General features: G+C 63.6%; 9 protein-coding genes. 7 read left to right on the forward strand and 2 right to left on the reverse strand.

The genetic code is table 11. The annotated features are described in order from the left end of the window. Nucleotides 1-290 precede the first annotated feature (290 nt). The 7 genes from glgA to HU736_RS08195 all read left to right on the forward strand — a co-directional run bounded on the left by glgA (nucleotide 291) and on the right by HU736_RS08195 (nucleotide 12,560). Nucleotides 291-1,850 carry a glycogen synthase GlgA gene (glgA, locus tag HU736_RS08165; RefSeq protein WP_103437910.1) on the forward strand — a complete coding sequence of 520 codons (1,560 nt, stop codon included), beginning with the start codon at nucleotides 291-293 and terminating at the stop codon, nucleotides 1,848-1,850. Nucleotides 1,851-1,864: 14 nt separating this feature from the next. Next, entirely contained in the window at nucleotides 1,865-3,607 is a 1,743-nt protein-coding gene (gene treZ / locus HU736_RS08170; protein WP_186699334.1) for a malto-oligosyltrehalose trehalohydrolase, read from the forward strand. Beyond that, nucleotides 3,604-5,673 carry a 4-alpha-glucanotransferase gene (gene malQ / locus HU736_RS08175; protein WP_186699336.1) on the forward strand — a complete coding sequence of 690 codons (2,070 nt, stop codon included), beginning with the start codon at nucleotides 3,604-3,606 and terminating at the stop codon, nucleotides 5,671-5,673. Before treZ ends, malQ begins: the two co-directional genes overlap by 4 nt. Further along, on the forward strand, nucleotides 5,670-8,438 hold the full coding sequence (locus HU736_RS08180; RefSeq protein WP_186699338.1) for a malto-oligosyltrehalose synthase: 2,769 nt from the start codon (nucleotides 5,670-5,672) through the stop codon (nucleotides 8,436-8,438). Before malQ ends, HU736_RS08180 begins: the two co-directional genes overlap by 4 nt. A 14-nt stretch (nucleotides 8,439-8,452) precedes the next feature. Next, nucleotides 8,453-8,773, forward strand: coding sequence for a DUF2934 domain-containing protein (locus HU736_RS08185; RefSeq protein ID WP_101320924.1), 321 nt, complete (start codon nucleotides 8,453-8,455; stop codon nucleotides 8,771-8,773). Nucleotides 8,774-8,924: 151 nt separating this feature from the next. Beyond that, the gene (gene glgX, locus HU736_RS08190; protein ID WP_103437915.1) at nucleotides 8,925-11,078 is read left to right on the forward strand and encodes a glycogen debranching protein GlgX; all 2,154 of its coding nucleotides are present in this window, start codon (nucleotides 8,925-8,927) and stop codon (nucleotides 11,076-11,078) included. Between the two features lie 405 nt (nucleotides 11,079-11,483). After that, a complete protein-coding gene (locus HU736_RS08195) occupies nucleotides 11,484-12,560 on the forward strand; it encodes an autotransporter domain-containing protein (RefSeq protein ID WP_186699339.1) in 1,077 nt (358 codons plus the stop codon). A 48-nt stretch (nucleotides 12,561-12,608) separates the two neighbouring features. Here the strand turns inward: HU736_RS08195 and glgB are convergent, their stop codons facing one another. Together glgB and treS are read right to left on the reverse strand one after the other, a co-directional pair. Continuing rightward, nucleotides 12,609-14,822, reverse strand: a complete 2,214-nt coding sequence (glgB, locus tag HU736_RS08200; RefSeq protein WP_103437917.1) for a 1,4-alpha-glucan branching protein GlgB — start codon at nucleotides 14,820-14,822, stop codon at nucleotides 12,609-12,611. Continuing rightward, nucleotides 14,823-18,134, reverse strand: a complete 3,312-nt coding sequence (gene treS, locus HU736_RS08205; RefSeq protein WP_186699341.1) for a maltose alpha-D-glucosyltransferase — start codon at nucleotides 18,132-18,134, stop codon at nucleotides 14,823-14,825. Nucleotides 18,135-18,157: the final 23 nt, after the last annotated feature.

Genomic DNA, 18,157 nt, shown 5'->3' on the forward strand with positions numbered 1-18,157 from the left:
CACTCGAATCCGGCCCGCCATTTGCTCTGTCTTCAAGTGACGCAAATAAGTCGAACTTTTCAAAACGGCGGTGGGTCAGCAAGTAAGTAGGCCAGGCAAAGGTAAAAACCCAGCCCTGGTCAAGCCATCCCGGACTGATCGACCGCCTTTGGCAAGTACGCTGATTGCGCAGTGCCCGCGCGCACGTTCAGGAGCATGGATAGCACTACACCGTTTAGACCAGAGAGAACCCAACACGAAGCAATGCGACGGGTGCCAGCCACCCGACCAGATTAGGGACGGAGAGAAGAATGATCAGTGCCGCTGTCGAGCCACACGCAAGTAGTTTCAACCCGAACAACCGCGAGCCGCTGCAGATGGAGCGCGGGACGGCAGGCAAGGCACCTGGCGCAGAGCGCCAGAACAACCCGAACAAGCGCAAGGTTCTCTTTGTTACTTCGGAATTCGCCGATCTGGTCAAGACCGGCGGCCTGGGCGATGTGTCTGCCGCACTGCCGCGGGCCATGGCTCACTTGCACGATGTGCGGGTGCTGATCCCCGGCTACCCGCAGGTGGTCGACAGCGACTACCCGATCCATATCGTTGGTGAACTCGGCGGCCACGCTGCTCTGCCGCCGTGCAAGATCGGCCGCATGGACCTGCCCGATGGCCTGGTCATCTATGTGCTGATCTGCCCGGAACTGTATGAGCGTGAAGGCTCGCCCTACGGCGCCAACAACGGGCGCGATTGGCCGGACAACCATATTCGCTTCGCCCGCCTCGGCTTGGCCGCAGCAGAAATCGCTGCTGGCGAGGGCCTGGCACACTGGACCCCGGAACTGGTCCACGCCCACGACTGGCCGGCTGGCCTGGCACCGGCGTACATGCACTGGCGCGGTCTGAAGACACCGACTCTGTTCACCATCCACAACCTGGCCTATCAGGGCGTGTACAACCGTGGCTGCAGCCCGGAGCTGGCGATCCCTGATCACGCCATGCAGCAGGAGGGCATGGAGTTCTACGGCAAGCTGTCGTTCCTCAAGGCCGGCCTGGCTTATTCCAGCCACATCACCACGGTCAGCGCCACTTACGCCAAGGAAATCACCACCCCCGAGTTCGGTTGTGGCCTGGACGGCTTCCTTGCCAGCAAGGCGCAACAGGGCTTGCTTGGTGGCATTCCCAATGGCATCGACGAAAGCTGGGATTCGGCGACCGACAAGCACCTGGTGCACAACTTCAGCATCAACGACTGGGACGGCAAGGCGCGCAATGCCGCGCAGGTCCGCGAGCTGTTCGAACTCGAGCCATCCGACGGCCCGCTGTTCGCGGTGGTCTCGCGGCTGGTGTTCCAGAAAGGTCTCGACCTGACCTTGGCCGTTGCCGACTTCATCGTCGAGCAAGGCGGTCAGATTGCGATCATCGGCCGCGGCGAGCCAGAAGAAGAACAAGCCATGCGCGAGCTGGCTCTGCGTCACCCAGGCCGTATCGGCGTGCGCATTGGCTTCAACGAAACCGACGCCCGGCGCATGTTCGCCGGCAGCGATTTCCTGCTGATGCCATCGCGTTACGAACCCTGCGGCTTGAGCCAGATGTACGCCCAGCGCTTCGGTTCGCTGCCGGTGGCGCGCAATACCGGCGGCCTGGCCGACACCATCGATAATGGTGTCACCGGTTTCCTGTTCAACGAATCCACCGTCGACAGCTACCGCGAGGCGCTGAGCCGCGCCTTCTATATCTATGGCAAGAAAGACCTGTTGCATGCCATGCGCTGCCTGTCGATGACCCAGCCATTCAACTGGTGTCAGGCGGTCGAACCCTATGCGCACCTTTATGAAGATCTGGTCAAACAGGTCCAGCTGAGCAATTACTGATCGGAGTTACGAAGATGCACAGACATGGCGCACACATGTTGGACGCCACGTCGGCGCGCTTCGCCCTCTGGGCGCCGGATGCGCGCAGCGTGAGCCTGCAACTGCAAGACCAACCTGAAATCCTCATGCAGCGTGACAGCGATGGCTGGTTCAGCATCGATGTCGCCTGCCCGCCCGGCAGCCGTTATCGCTATCGGGTCAACGCTGAACTGGAAGTGGCCGACCCGGCCTCGCGCTATCAGCCCGAGGGCGTACACGGCCCCAGCCAACTGGTCGAACTTGCTGCATACCCCTGGCTGCACCCGTGGCAGGGCCGGCCCTGGCATGAAGCAGTTATCCAGGAGGTGCACGTCGGCCTGCTGGACGGCTACGCCGGCGTCGCCGGGCAACTGCCGCGGCTGGCTGAGCTGGGCGTAACTGCCATCGAATTGATGCCCTTGGGGCAGTTCCCAGGCGAGCGTAACTGGGGCTACGACGGCGTGCTGCCGTTCGCTCCACAGCACAATTACGGCAGCCCGCAGCAGTTGTGTGCACTGGTTGATAAAGCCCATGGCCATGGCCTGATGGTTATGGTCGATGTGGTCTACAACCACTTCGGCCCGGACGGCAACTACCTGCACGCCTACGCTGACCCGTTTTTCCGCGAAGACCGGCAGACGCCATGGGGCGCCGCGATTGATTTTCGCAAGCCCGAGGTGCGCGAGTACTTTATCCAGAACGCTCTGATGTGGCTGTGTGACTACCGCATTGACGGCCTGCGCCTGGATGCGGTGCATGCTATCGACCAACCGGATTTTCTACTCGAACTGGCCGCCCGGGTGCGTGCTGCAGTAGAGCCGGGACGACAGGTCTGGCTGGTACTGGAAAACGAGCACAATCAGGCCGACCTGCTCGAACAGGGCTTCGACGCGCAGTGGAACGACGATGGCCACAACGCCTTGCACGTGCTGCTGACCGACGAAGTGGAAGGGTATTACGAAGACTACAAGGACCGTCCAGTTGAAAAGCTCGCTCGCTGCCTGAGCGAGGGGTTCGTGTTCCAAGGGCAGAACACTCGCCACGGCACCCCGCGTGGTGAACCCAGCGGGCATCTGCCGCCGACCTCGTTCGTGCTGTTTTTGCAGAACCACGACCAGATCGGCAACCGCGCCATGGGCGAGCGCCTGACCCGCCTCTGCCCGCCGCAGGCGCTGCGTGCCGCAACCGGGCTGTTGCTGCTGTCGCCGATGATCCCGTTGCTGTTCATGGGCGATGAAGAAGGCAGCTGTCAGCCGTTCGTGTTCTTCACCGACTTCCATGACGAACTGGCCGATGCAGTACGTGAGGGGCGCCGCGGCGAGTTTGCCCACTTCGCCGCATTTGCCAACCCCGATACCCGCGCCAAGATCCCCGACCCGAACGCCGCCGCGACCTTCAGCGCCTCACGGCTCGATGGCCAGCAAGTACTGGCCGGCTGGCACGGCTTGTACCAGCAACTGCTGCAACTGCGCGCTCGGCATATCGTCCCGCACTTGCCCGGCACCCGCGCCCTGGGCTGCGAAGTGCTCGGCGACAAGGCCGTCAGCGCGCGCTGGCAGTTGGGCAACGGCAGCGAGCTGCGCATCGACCTCAACCTGGGCGGTACTGCCGTCAACGCCAACCTGCCCGCCGCCCGCTGGCGCCTGTTCGACACTGGCGCCGATGCCCACCCTGACACTTCCCTGACCGCGCACAGTTGCGTGGTCAGCCTGATCCCTTCTGGCCTGGAACCATCATGAGCGACTCGCCCCTGCACCAATTGGCCGCTCGGGCCGGCCTGGCCCGAGACTGGATAGACGCCAACAACCGCCCGCAACAGGTCAGTGACGAGGTCCTGCGCCAGGTCCTGGCCGGCCTCGGCCACCCTGCTGACGATAATGCCGCGATCATTGCCAGCCTGCGTGATCTGGAACACGCCGAAGACGGCGAGCACCTGCCGCCGCTGTTGACCTGCGAGGTCGACCAGGCGCTGTCGCTGGTGCATTACTTCCCGGCGGGCAGCGCTGTGCAGTGCGTGCTTGAAAACGGCGACCCGCTCGAGCTGCAACTGGACGAGCAGGCGCGCCTGCCGGGCACCCTGCCGCTTGGTTACCATCAACTGCAGATCGAGCAGCGCGAGTTCACCGTGGCGGTCTGCCCGCCGCGCTGTTACAGCCTTGAACAAGCCGTTGACGAGCCGCCTGCGCGGCTGTGGGGCCTGGCCGCTCAGTTGTACAGCCTGCGCCGGGAAGGTGGCGGCGGTTACGGCGATTGCATGGCCTTGGAGCAACTCGCCCGAAGCGCTGCCGAGCGCGGTGCCGACGCCATCGCGATCAGCCCCATCCATGCCTTGAGCCTCGCCGATCAGCAGCACTTCAGCCCCTACTCGCCTTCCAGCCGGCTCCAGCTCAACAGCCTCTATGCCAGCCCCGCCACCGTCCTCGGTGAGCGCGCGGTGCGCCTCGCTGTGGAAGCCTGCCTGTTGCAGCCAACCCTCGATGCACTTGAGCAGGAGCCGCTGGTCAACTGGCCGGTGGCCGCCGACGCGCAACAGCGCGTGCTGGAAGTCCTCTACAAAGACTTCAATCAGGGCAATCATCCGCTGCGTGATGACTTTGACAGTTTCTGCGCAGCGGCCGGCGAGCCACTGACGATGCATTGCCGCTTCGAGCTGCTGCAGGCCGAAGCTGTTGCCCAAGGCCTTGGCAGCGACTGGCGTAACTGGCCGCCGGCCTGGCAAGACCCCCACCACCCTGAAGTCGAAGCACTGGCCGCCACACATCCGTCGCGGGTGGAGTTTCATGCCTTTTGTCAGTGGCTGACTGAGCGCAGCCTGCAACGCGCACAACAGGCGGCAGTTGCCGGCGGCATGGCCATCGGCCTGATCGCTGACCTCGCCGTGGGTGCGGACGGTGCCGGCAGCCAGGCCTGGAGCCGACAGGATGAACTGCTGGCCAGTCTGACCGTCGGCGCACCGCCGGATATTCTCAATCGCTCGGGGCAAGACTGGGGCATCAGTGCATTCTCCCCGGAGGGCCTCAAGCGCAACGGCTACCGCGCCTTTATCGAAATGCTGCGGGCCAACCTGGCACATGCCGGCGGCCTGCGCATCGATCACGTCATGGGCCTGCGCCGGCTGTGGCTGATCCCCAACGGCGCCAAACCCAGCGAGGGCGCGTACCTGAATTTCCCGTTCGACGACCTGCTGCGCCTGCTGGCGCTGGAATCGGTCAAGCATGAGGCGGTGATCCTTGGCGAAGACCTTGGCACGGTGCCCGACGGCCTGCGCGAAACCATGGCGAGCAAGGCCCTGCTGGGCATGCGCGTACTGCCTTTCGAGCAGCACTCGACCGGCCACTTCAAGGCGGTCCTGGACTGGCCGGACGACGCCATGGCGACCACCGGCACCCATGACCTGGCGCCCCTCGCCGGCTGGCTGCAAAGCCGCGATATCGACTGGAGCCATCGTTTGCAGTTGCTCGATGCCGCCGCAGAGCTGCACTGGCGTCACGACCGGCAAAAAGAGTGCGACGGCCTGCGCCGCCTGCTGGAAAGCAACTACGGCTCGCTGCCCGGTAATGACGAGTTGATTGACGCGGCTATCCGCTTTGTCGGCCATACCCGCGCGCCGCTGGTACTGATCCCGCTGGAAGACCTGCTTGGCAGCGATGAGCAGCCCAACCTGCCCGGCACTACCGAAGGCCACCCCAACTGGCGGCGGCGTTTTACCAAGCCTGTGACTGAATTACTCGATGACGAAGACGCTGCACGGCGTTTGGAACTGCTGGCGCAAGCCCGCGAGCAAGCTTGGGAGCGTGACCAATGAAAGCCTTGACCGCCACTGTGCGCCTGCAATTGCACAGCGACTTCACCCTTGACGATGCAGTGCCGCTGGTGCCGTATTTTGCCCGCCTGGGCATCAGCCATGTGTACGCCTCGCCGATCCTCAAGGCCCGCGCCGGGTCACGTCATGGCTATGACGTGGTCGACCCGACCCAGATCAACCCGGAGCTGGGTGGCGAGGCGGCTTTGCTGCGCCTGGTCGCCGCCCTGCGCAAGCACGGCATGGGCTTCATTCTCGACACCGTGTCCAACCACATGGCCGTCGGTGGCGCCGACAACCCCTGGTGGCAGAGCCTGTTGGCCTGGGGTCGACGCAGCCCCTACGCCGAATTCTTCGATATCCAGTGGCACTCCGCCGACCCGCTGCTGGCCGGTCAACTGCTGCTGCCGTTTCTCGGCAGCGATTATGGCCAGGCCCTGCAGAACGGCGAACTGCCGCTGACCTTCGATGCCACGACCGGCATGCTCGAGGTTGCTCATTACGATCACCGCTTCCCGATCTGTCCGGCTGATTACGGCCAGATCCTCAGCCACATTCCACAGCTGCAAGACCTGGCTCAGCACTTCAGTGCCTTGCGCGGTTCGGCGCAGCCGCTGATAGACGCTCAGGCTCTGCACGCCGAACTGGCCCGCCGGGTCAATGCCGGCACCTCGCTGGAGCAAGCCTTGGCCGCCTTCGACAGCAGCAGCGAGCAAGGCTTCCATCGCCTGCACGAGCTGCTCGAACGGCAAAGCTACCGTCTGGCCAGCTGGCGCACCGCTGCCGACGACATCAACTGGCGGCGCTTCTTCGACATCAACGAGCTGGGAGGCCTGCGCGTTGAGCGTTCGGTGGTGTTCGAGGCGACTCATGCGAAGCTGTTCGAGCTGATCGAACGCGGCCTGGTCGATGGCCTGCGCATCGACCATATCGATGGCCTTGCCGACCCTCGTGGTTACTGCCGCAAACTGCGCCGACGGGTCGACGGCCTGCTCGCCGCCCGGCCAGTGGAAGCCGCCGTGGAGCACTTCCCGATCTACGTGGAGAAAATCCTCGGCGTCGACGAGCACTTGCATCAGGACTGGTTGACCGACGGCACCACCGGTTACGAGTTCATGAACCAGGTGTCGCTGGTGCAGCACGACCCGGCCGGTGAGGCGCCGTTGACCGAGCTTTGGCGCGAAGTCAGCGAACGCCCCGAGTTCGAGGAAGAAGTCCGTCAGGCGCGCAGACTGGTGCTCAACGCGAGCCTGGCCGGCGACTGCGAATCGGTGGCGCAGGCCTTGTTGCAAGTGGCCCGCGACGACCTGATGACCCGCGACCTGACCCTGGGCGCGATTCGCCGCGCCTTGCAGGCGTTGGTCGAGCACTACTCGGTGTACCGCACCTACATCAATGCCCTCGGCCGCCCTGCCGAAGACGAAGCGTTCTTCCAACAGGCCCTGCTTGCCGCCCGGCAGACCCTCAGCGAAGCCGACTGGCCGCTGCTGGCCCAGCTCGAGCAGTGGCTCGGCGGCCAGCGCTGGCGCAGCCTGCCACCGGGCCGGGCGCGCAAGCAGCTGCGCCATGCCTGTGTGCGCTTCCAGCAACTGACCGCGCCCAGCGCCGCCAAAGCGGTTGAAGACACCGCCTTCTATCGCTCGGCGCGGCTGTTGTCGCGCAATGACGTCGGCTTTGAAGCCGAGCGATTCAGCGCACCGCCCGAGGCGTTCCATGAAGAAGCGCAGCGGCGCCTGCGTGATTTCCCCGACAACCTGCTGGCCACCGCCACCCACGACCACAAACGCGGTGAAGATTGCCGTGCTCGGCTGGCCGTGCTCAGCGAACGCGGGCCGTGGCTGGCGGGCCGTGTCGAGCACTGGCGCGAACTGGCCGAGCCGCTGCGCGAGGCCCTGAACGATGGCCCGGCGCCGAGCCCGGGCGACGAGCTGATGCTGTATCAGACCCTGCTCGGCAGCTGGCCGCTGCACCTTGATCTGAACGATCTAGGCGCGTTGGAGCAATACGCCGAGCGCATCCGTCAGTGGCAACAAAAAGCCCTGCGTGAAGCCAAACTGCGCAGCGCCTGGAGTGCTCCGAACGAGGCCTACGAGGCCGCCTCGGCGGCGTTTGTCGATGGCCTGTTGCTGGAGCGTGATCACCAGCAACTGCGCAATTCCCTGGCTGAAGCTGCACAGGCGCTGGCCTGCCCTGGCGCACTCAACGGCCTGGCCCAGACCCTGCTGCGGATGACCTCTCCGGGCGTGCCAGACCTGTATCAAGGCAACGAGTACTGGGACTTCAGCCTGGTCGACCCGGACAACCGGCGCCCGGTCGACTACGCTCTGAGACGGGCCACGCTGGATGCCAGCACGCCACTGGCCGCGCTGCTTGGGCAATGGCGCGATGGGCGCATCAAGCAAGCGCTGATCGCCGAGGTGCTTGACCTGCGCATGGCGCACCCGCAGCTGTTCCGCCGTGGTGACTACCTGCCGCTGGAGGTACAGGGCGAACATGCCGACAAGGTCCTCGCGTTTGCCCGTGTTGCCGAGGGCGAGCGCGCCATCGTGGTGGTGCCGCGCCTGGCCAGCAGCTTGCTGGGCACTGCCAGCACACCGTTGATCCCAGCGCAGAACTGGGGCAACACACAGCTGATTCTGCCGTTTGCCGAGTCCACTGCACATTGGACTGGACTTTTTGCGAGCCGCGCGGTCAGCCCTACTAGAGCGCTGAATTTGCGCGACGTATTGGCGGAATGCCCGGTCAATCTGTTGATACAACAATCTTGAGTATCAGGAGCGTCATGATGAGTGCCAACGAAAAGCGTATTCGCCAGTTTGCCTACGAAATCTGGGAGTCCGAAGGCAAGCCAGAGGGTCATGAGGAACGCCATTGGGAAATGGCCCGCAAGCTCGTCGAAGCGGAAGCCAGTTCGCCCCAGGCCGAGCCCCGTAAAAAACCTGCAGCCAAGCCCAAGGCCGCTGCCGAGCCCAAAGCTGCCGCGCAGCCAAAGCCCAGCGCCGCCCAGAGCAAAGCAGCACAGGCCAAACCTGCCGCCAGCGCAGCAGAAAAGCCAGCCGCCGCGAAGAAGCCTCGCACTGCGAAGAAACCTGCCGGCAGCTGAAACGCAACACATGCGTAGCGGTTGAGCCCAACGCCTCCAGTACCCCGGCGCCGTCCTGCGAAGCAAGTTTGCAGCGGCGCCGGGGCTGGCTTCAGCTACCCGCCGTACGACCACCTTTGCCCACCCATTCCCCTTGCCATCGAGGTCTGCCATGAGCCCCCGTGCCCAAAAGAAAACCCGCTCCGTTGCTCCCTCGCGCATTCGCGAGGGCATGCCCTTCCCCCTCGGTGCTACCTGGGACGGCCTGGGCGTCAACTTCGCCTTGTTCTCGGCCAACGCCACCAAGGTTGAACTGTGCATCTTCGATTCCAGCGGTGAGCAGGAGCTCGAGCGTATCGAGCTGCCTGAGTACACCGACGAGATCTATCACGGCTACCTGCCAGACGCTCACCCGGGGCTGGTTTACGGCTACCGTGTGTATGGCCCGTACGAGCCGCAGAACGGTCATCGTTTCAACCCTAACAAGCTGTTGATCGACCCCTACGCCAAACAGTTGGTCGGCACCCTGAAGTGGTCCGAAGCGCTGTTCGGCTACACCATCGGCCATCCCGATGGCGACCTGTCGTTCGACGAGCGTGACAGCGCCCCGTTCGTGCCCAAGTGCAAGGTCATCGACCCCGCCTTTACCTGGGGCCGCGACCACCGGGTGCAGGTGCCGTGGGATCAGACCATCATCTACGAAGCCCATACCCGTGGCATCAGCATGCGCCACCCTTCGGTGCCGGAAGAGCTGCGCGGCACCTTCGCCGGTCTGGCCAACGATGATCTGCTCAAGCACATCAAGGATCTGGGCGTTTCGTCGATCGAGCTGCTGCCGATCCACGCCTTCGTCAACGACCAGCACCTGCTGGAAAAGGACCTGAGCAACTACTGGGGCTACAACAGCATCGCCTTCTTCGCGCCGCACCCGGCGTACCTGGCCAGCGGCAAGATCGCCGAGTTCAAGGAGATGGTCGCGCACCTGCACAACGCCGACCTCGAAGTGATCCTCGATGTGGTCTACAACCACACCGCCGAGGGCAACGAGCAAGGCCCGACGCTGTCGATGCGCGGTATCGACAACGCCTCGTACTACCGCCTGATGCCGGATGACAAGCGCTACTACATCAACGACTCCGGCACCGGCAACACCCTCGACCTGAGCCACCCGTGCGTACTGCAACTGGTCACCGACTCGCTGCGCTACTGGGCCGGCGAGATGCGCGTGGACGGCTTCCGCTTCGACCTGGCGACCATCCTCGGCCGGTACCATGATGGCTATAACGAGCGCCACAGCTTCCTCGTCGCCTGCCGCCAGGACCCGCTGCTGAGCCAGGTCAAGCTGATCGCCGAGCCGTGGGACTGCGGCCCGGGCGGTTACCAGGTTGGCAACTTTGCGCCGGGCTGGGCCGAATGGAACGACCGCTTCCGCGACACCGTGCGCAGCTTCTGGAAAGGCGACGAAGGCCAGCTGGCCGACTTTGCCGCGCGCATGACAGCCTCCGGCGACATGTTCAACAACCGCGGCCGGCGCCCGTATTCTTCGGTCAACTTCATCACCGCCCACGACGGCTTTACCCTGCGTGACCTGGTCTCGTACAACGACAAGCACAACGAAGACAACGACGAGAACAACCAGGACGGCACCAGCAACAACATGTCGTGGAACTGCGGCGTCGAAGGGCCGACCGAAGATCCCGAGATCGCCGCCCTGCGCATGCGCCAGATGCGCAACTTCTTCTCTACCCTGCTGCTTGCCCAAGGCACGCCGATGATCGTTGCCGGTGACGAGTTCAGCCGCACCCAGCACGGCAACAACAATGCCTATTGCCAGGACAGCGAGATCGGCTGGATCAACTGGGACCTGGACGAAGAAGGTAGCGAACTGCTGGCCTTCGTCAAACGCCTCACCCGCCTGCGCCTGAAGTACCCGGTGCTGCGTCGCTCGCGCTTCCTGGTCGGCGATTATAACGAAGCGATTGGCGTCAAGGATGTCACCTGGCTGGCGCCGGATGGCAACGAGATGAGCGTCGAGCAATGGGAAGATCCGCACGGGCGGTGCCTGGGCATGCTCATCGATGGCCGTGCGCAGGTCAGCGGCATCGCCCGCCCAGGCTCGGAGGCCACCGTGCTGCTGATCGTCAACTCGCACCACGACAAGGTGCCGTTCCTGCTGCCTTCGGTGCCACAGGGCGAGCACTGGAACTGCCTGATCGACACCGACCGACCTGAGCTGCGCAAGGCTGAGCGGCTGGAGTTCGGCACCACCTTCGAGGTGACCGGCCGTTCGTTCCTGCTGATGGTGCTGGAGCGGGACGAAGACTGAGTGCGGGTGATGGCTGATGCACCTCTGCTGCGCTGTATCGCTGCAGAGGTGCAGGTCACACACCGAAAAGTCACACGCCGCTAGCAATGTTTCGGCATAGCCAATTCAGGGCAAATAGCGATCCTCGCTATGCGCCTTGAATTGTTCAACGATTCCAATCCTTTACCTCCATTTACAGTTCATCCACACGCCCTTCACAGATTCTTGACGCAAGCGCTGCGGTCTCCTTAGCTGAACTTACCAACTGTAGTAAATACTTCGCGTCGGGCGCTCTGGCGCGCGCCTTCGTGCGCGTTGAACACGCCCTGCGTGCTGGTTTGGGTCGCCCTCTGATGTGTGCCGTACAGCCCGTGACAACAGGCCAGGTCCCTTGGCTGTATTCAATGACAACAGAGGAGAACCGCCATGAACAAGACAGCGCATCCATCACGGATGGAGCATGTTTTCTACGCGGTTTCCACGTCGCTGCTTCTGGCAACCCCGGTGGAAACTTTTGCTTTCGATCAGCAGGACGACGAGCCCTTCGCCAGCCTCTTGCAGCAACCGGCTCCGGCGCAGTTTTCGCTTGATCCGGTCAGCGCCAGCGGCTTGAACATCAATACCCTGAGCGCCCTCTCAGAACGGCTGAGCGGGCGTCAGCAGCGGCCCCTGCCTGACGTGGACGGCAACCAATGGGCACAGCTTTTTCCCGGCCTGCCGCGCAGCAGCGCCCCAATGCAAAATCAGCTCGAAGCCCGCAGCCAGCAGTTGATCGTCGGACCTGATCTGCTGGTGCGCGAATCATCCGCCGGCAACCTGCACCGCGCCGGCATCTTCGCCGGCCAGAACAACCTGCAGAGCTCGTTCAACGGCATGCGCCCGCTGCTTGGCGACAAGCAGCGCAATGCAGTCAGCCTCAGCGGCGAAAGCCTGGGCGTGTACTGGAGCATGAGCAATGACAAGGGCTGGCACCTGGATGCCGTGGCCATGGGCACGCGCATCGACGTCAGCGGCCGCAGCGACAGCGGCCAGCGCCTGGACGATAGCGGTCACGCCATGACCTTCTCGGTCGAGGGCGGTTTGCCTATTGGTCTGGGTGGTGGCTGGGTGATCGAGCCGCAGGCGCAATTGATCAATCAGCAGTTCTTCCCCGGTAGCCAGGCGCAGGAGGCGACGTTGCAGGCGTTCGACAGCCAGCCGAACTGGAGCGGCCGCGTCGGGGCCAAACTGTCGGCCCGTTATGATGTACGCGGAACGCCGGTCGAACCCTACCTGCGGACAGACGTCTGGTACGACTTCAGCAACGCCGATGGCGTACAGCTGGATCAGGTCGACAAGATTTCCAGCTCGCGCAAGTCGACCACGGTCGAACTTGGCCTGGGGCTGGTGGCGCGGATGACGCCGGATGTGGCGCTGTTCGTCAGCGCCGACTACAGCAGCGACGTCGACGACAATGATCTGAATGGGCTGATTGGCAGCCTGGGTGTGAAGATGCGCTGGTGAACCGATCCGGGCAAGCTGCAGCGAGGCTGCGGCTTGCCCGGACTGGATTCAGCTGGCTGGCTTAAGCACCAGTACGCCCAGTGGCGGCAGGTTCAGCGCCAACGACAGCGGCTGCCCATGAGCCGGCAGCGCTTCAGTCGCTACGGCGCCCAGATTGCCGACGTTGGAGCCGGCGTACTCCTGTGCGTCGGTGTTGAGCAGCTCTTGCCAGTGCTCAGCAAACGGCACGCCAACCCGGTAGCCCTCACGCGGCACTGGGGTGAAGTTGGCCACGACCAGCAATGGCTCGCCACTGCTGCTCCAGCGTAACCAGGCAAATACACTGTTCTGCGCGTCGTCGCCGATCAGCCACTGGAAGCCCTGAGGCTGGCAGTCCTGCTCGTGCAATGCCGGCAGTTCGCGGTACAGGCGGTTGAGGTCGCCAACCAGCTGTTTGACGCCCTGGTGCTCGGAGTACTGCAGCAGGTACCAATCCAGCTGCTGGTCATGGTTCCACTCACGCCACTGACCAAACTCACAGCCCATGAACAGCAGCTTCTTGCCTGGGTGCATCCACATGAATGCCAGGTAGGCGCGCAGGTTGGCAAACTTCTGCCAGCGGTCACCGGGCATCTTGTCGATCAGCGAATGCTTGCCATGCACCACTTCGTCGTGGGAAATCGGCAGGATGAAATGCTCGGAGTAGGCATAGATCAGGCCGAAGCTCATCTCGTTGTGGTGGTGATTGCGGTGTACCGGGTCGTTCTGGATGTAGTGCAGGGTGTCGTGCATCCAGCCCATGTTCCACTTGTAGTCAAAGCCCAGGCCGCCCTGCTGGGACGGTTGGCTGACGCCGGGCCAAGAGGTGGATTCCTCGGCGATAACCAAGGCCCCAGGCGCCTCATGGGCAACCACGCCGTTGAGGTGACGCAGGAAGTCGATGGCCTCCAGGTTCTCGCGCCCGCCATGGCGGTTGGGCACCCACTCGCCGGCCTTGCGCGAATAGTCGCGGTAGAGCATCGAGGCCACGGCATCGACGCGCAGGCCGTCGATATGGAAGTGCTTCAGCCAGTGCAGCGCCGAGGCCATCATGAACCCACGCACCTCGTTGCGGCCGAGGTTGTAGATCAGCGTGTTCCAGTCCTGATGGAAGCCCTCCAGTGGGTTTTCGTACTCATACAACGCAGTCCCGTCAAAGCGCGCCAGGCCGTGCTCATCGGTCGGGAAATGCGCCGGCACCCAGTCGAGAATCACGCCGATGCCGCCCTGGTGGCAGGCATCGATGAAGGCAGCAAAATCTTCGGCAGTGCCGTAGCGCGACGTCGGTGCGAACATCGACAGCGGCTGGTATCCCCACGAGCCCCCGAACGGGTGCTCCATGATCGGCAGCATCTCGATGTGGGTGAAACCCAGCTCCTGCACATAGGGCACCAGGCGCTCGGCCAGCTCACGCCAGTTATACAGTCGGGCTACTTCACCGCTGTCATTGAGCTCGCACTGCCACGAGCCCACGTGCAGCTCGTAGATCGACAGCGGCGCGTTGTAGGCATGGCGCTGGGCGCGTTGCTCCATCCAGTCCTGGTCGCGCCATTCGTGGCCCAACGGGCCGGCCACTTTCGAGGCAGTGCTGGGCGGCAGCTCGGTGGCGCGTGCCAACGGGTCGGCCTTGAGCGGCAGCACGCCATCCTGGCCGAGCACTTCGAACTTGTAGGTCTCGCCAACGCCCAGGCGCGGCAGAAACAATTCCCAGACCCCGGCGCCATGGCGCAGCCGCATCGGGTGGCGGCGGCCGTCCCAGTTGTTGAAATGGCCGACGACCGAGACCCGCTTGGCGTTCGGCGCCCACACCGAGAACAGCACGCCGTCGACGCCGTCGACCTGCATTGGCTGGGCGCCAAAACGCCCGGCCAGGTCACGGTGATTGCCCTCGGCAAACAGGTGCATGTCGATGTCGCCCAGCTGCGGGCCGAAACTGTACGGGTCTTCGGTGACCTGTTCACCACCGGCCCAGTTGATTACCAGTTGATAGTCCTGCGGCTGCGCCATGTGGGCGCTGAACAAACCGGGCAAGCTGCCCTGTTGCATTTCGGCAAGCACGCTGCCGTCGCTGCGCGAAATGACTTTGGCGCTCAGCGCGGCGGGTAGAAAAGCACGCACGAACTGTCCGCCCGCACCGTCCGGGTGCGGGCCGAGCACGGCAAATGGATCGGCGTGCTCGGCGCGGGCCAGGGCGTCGATGTCCCGTTGCCGAAGGCCGCCGTTGTCACGCTTGGTTGCGTTCATTTATGACTCTCCCCAGGTACTGATCAGTCCATGCAGACCATGCAAAGGCACGGCCAGCCAGCTTGGCCGGTTTTCGGCTTCATAAGTAATTTCGTAAGCAGCCTTTTCCAGGCAGAACAGCTCCAGTGCCGCGCGCTCGCCGTCGGCCTGCTCCCAGGCGTGGGGCATGGCGGCAGTGGCCAAACCATAGGCTTCGACGAAGGCGTGACGTGACTGGTGCAGGTACTGCCTAGCTACTCGCTGACGTGCCTGCCGCGCGGCGTCGGATAGGTCTACTGCCGAGTCGCTGCGCAGAATCATCGCAGCAGCATAGTCGAACGAACGCAGCACGCCGCTGACATCTTTATATGGGCTGTGCTTGGCCCGGCGCTCCTGCAGCGGCCGGGCCGGCTCGCCCTCGAAGTCGATCAGGTAAGCGTCGCCCTGCACCACCAGTACCTGGCCCAGATGCAGGTCACCATGCACACGCATGAGCAAGCCACCCTGGGCCTGTTGAGCCAGCTCCTCGACGCGCTTGGCGAGGCCGTCGCGCTGTTGCTGCAGGTCGTCGACCAAGGCCTGGCTTTCGCTGTCGAGGCTATCGCGGTGCTGCGCCAGAAGGTCCAGCGCGTGGCTCAGTTCGGCGCTGATCTGCTCGCCCCAGCGGGCGCTGTCGTCGGCGCTGCTGGCGCGTGGCGCGAACGCCTCGTCCTCGGTCGGCGTGGCCAGCAGCAGGTGCATTTCACCCAGACGCTGCCCGAACAGTGCGGCGAAGCCGTTGAGCTCGGTCAGGGCATCGGTGTGCGTTTCAGCGTCGGTACGGGTGGGCTCCATTTCATCGCGAATCGCGCGCTCCAGAGTGTTCTGGGTCCAGGCCCAGGCATCGCCCTGGTTGCTCAGGTAGCCCTGGGCGATCATCAATAGATTGGGCTCTTTCTGCGCATCCACTCGGCTGACCCACGCCAGCAGCGGCGAGATATTGGCAAAGCCGCCAGCGGTCAGGTAGGCGCTCATTTCCAGCTCGGGGTGAATACCCGGATTGACCCGGCGGATCAGCTTGAGTACTACGCAATCGCCGATCACTACCGAGCTGTTCGACTGCTCGGCACTCAGGTAGCGCACCGGGCTGTCTTCATCCAGCCCAAGCGGCGCCAACAGGTCAGTCGCCTGGAAGCGCAACTCGCCATGCTCATAAGGCAACACGGTGCCGTCCTGGCAGTTACGCAGCACCGCACGAATGAACGGTTCGAGCACGAAGGCGTCGGTGATGAGGCCAACCTGACTGCCCCGACGCACGCGCGACAAGGCCAGTTGCTGCGGCAGCGCGCTGTGGATCTGGTCTTCAGGCAGCAGGCCAAACGGCAATTGATAATGGGTGGTCACGCCGTTGCTGAGCACTTCCAGCTCGGCCAATAACACCGGCGTGGTGGCCGTAGCCAGGCGTACGCCGTAGCTCAGCCGAACCTGGTCAATCGGTGCTTCCTTGCCGGCAAACCAGCGCCGCTTGGGCAGGTATTGCGGCAGTACCGAAGTTTCCAGGGCGTCTCGTGCGGGGGCATCAAGTAGCTCTTCCATACGTTTACGCAGCACCAATGTGGTCAGTTCAGGAAGGCTTTCTGCAGGCTCGGCATGCCAGCTGGGCATGCGCTCACGCGAGGCGAGGACGAACCAGTAGAAGCCGTAAGGCGCCAAGGTCAACAGGAACGGCAACTGGCCTATCGGCGGGAAGGCACTGCCACCGAGCATCTCCACCGGCACCCTATCGACGTACTGTGACAGGTCGAGTTCGGCCGCCTGCGCGGCGCGCGACACGTTGGCCACGCAGAGGATGGTTTCGCTATTGCCGTTGGCATCGGTGTATTCGCGGATGTAGGCGAGGATGCGCCGGTTGCTCGGCGTCAGGGTCTTCATGCTGCCGCGGCCAAAAGCCTTTTGCTGATTGCGCACAGCGAGCATGCGCCGGTTCCAGTTGAGCAGCGAATGCGGGTCGTGGGCCTGGGCTTCGACGTTGACCGTCTGGTAGCCGTAGAGCGGGTCCATCACCGGTGGCAGCACCAGCCGCTGCGGATCGGCGCGAGAAAAACCACCGTTGCGGTCCGGCGACCACTGCATCGGCGTGCGAACGCCATCGCGGTCGCCCAGGTAGATGTTGTCGCCCATGCCCAGCTCATCGCCGTAGTACAGGGTCGGCGTACCGGGCATCGACAGCAGCAGGCTGGTCAGCAGTTCGATGCGCCGGCGGTCACGCTGCAGCAGCGGCGCCAGGCGCCGGCGGATGCCGAGGTTGATCCGGGCGCGGCGATCTTCAGCGTAGTAATTCCATAGGTAGTCGCGCTCACGGTCAGTGACCATCTCCAGGGTCAGCTCATCGTGGTTACGCAGGAAGATCGCCCACTGGCAGTCCGCCGGGATCTCGGGCGTCTGGCGCAGGATGTCGGTGATCGGGAAGCGGTCTTCCATGGCCAGGGCCATGTACATGCGCGGCATCAGCGGGAAGTGGAACGCCATGTGGCATTCGTCGCCAGTGCCCTCGCCAAAGTACGGCCGGGTGTCTTCCGGCCATTGGTTGGCCTCGGCCAAGAGCATGCGGTCCGGGTAGTTGGCGTCGATCTCGGCACGGATGGCTTTCAGCACTACATGCGTTTCAGCCAGGTTCTCGTTATTGGTGCCATCGCGCTCGATCAGATACGGGATCGCGTCCAGGCGCAGGCCGTCGACGCCGATGTCGAGCCAGTAGCGCATTACATCGATAACGGCCTTGAGCACCCGCGGGTTGTCGAAGTTGAGGTCCGGCTGGTGCGAGTAGAAGCGGTGCCAGAAGTACTGCCCGGCAACCGGGTCCCAGGTCCAGTTGGACTTCTCGGTATCGAGGAAGATGATCCGCGTGCCGTCGTACTTCTGGTCGTCGTCCGACCACACGTAGAAATCCCGCGCCTTGCTGCCACGCTTGGCATGGCGCGCGCGCTGGAACCACGGGTGCTGGTCGGAGGTGTGATTGATGACCAGCTCAGTGATCACTCGCAGGCCGCGCTTGTGCGCCTCGGCGATGAAGCGCTTGGCATCGGCCATGCTGCCGTAGTCCGGGTGCACGGCCTTGTACTCGGCAATGTCATAGCCGTCATCGCGCCGCGGCGACGGGTAGAACGGCAGCAGCCACAGCGTGTTGACGCCCAGCTCGGCGATGTAATCGAGCTTGCTGATCAGCCCGGCAAAATCACCGATGCCATCATTGTTGGCGTCGAAAAACGACTTGATGTGCAGCTGGTAGATCACCGCATCCTTGTACCAGAGCGGGTCGTCGATAAACGCTGCCGGGCGTGAACGCTTGGCCATGTGCGACTCCTGTACGAGATCAA

The sequence above is a fragment of the Pseudomonas shirazensis genome (assembly GCF_014268785.2).
Lineage (GTDB): Bacteria > Pseudomonadota > Gammaproteobacteria > Pseudomonadales > Pseudomonadaceae > Aquipseudomonas > Aquipseudomonas shirazensis.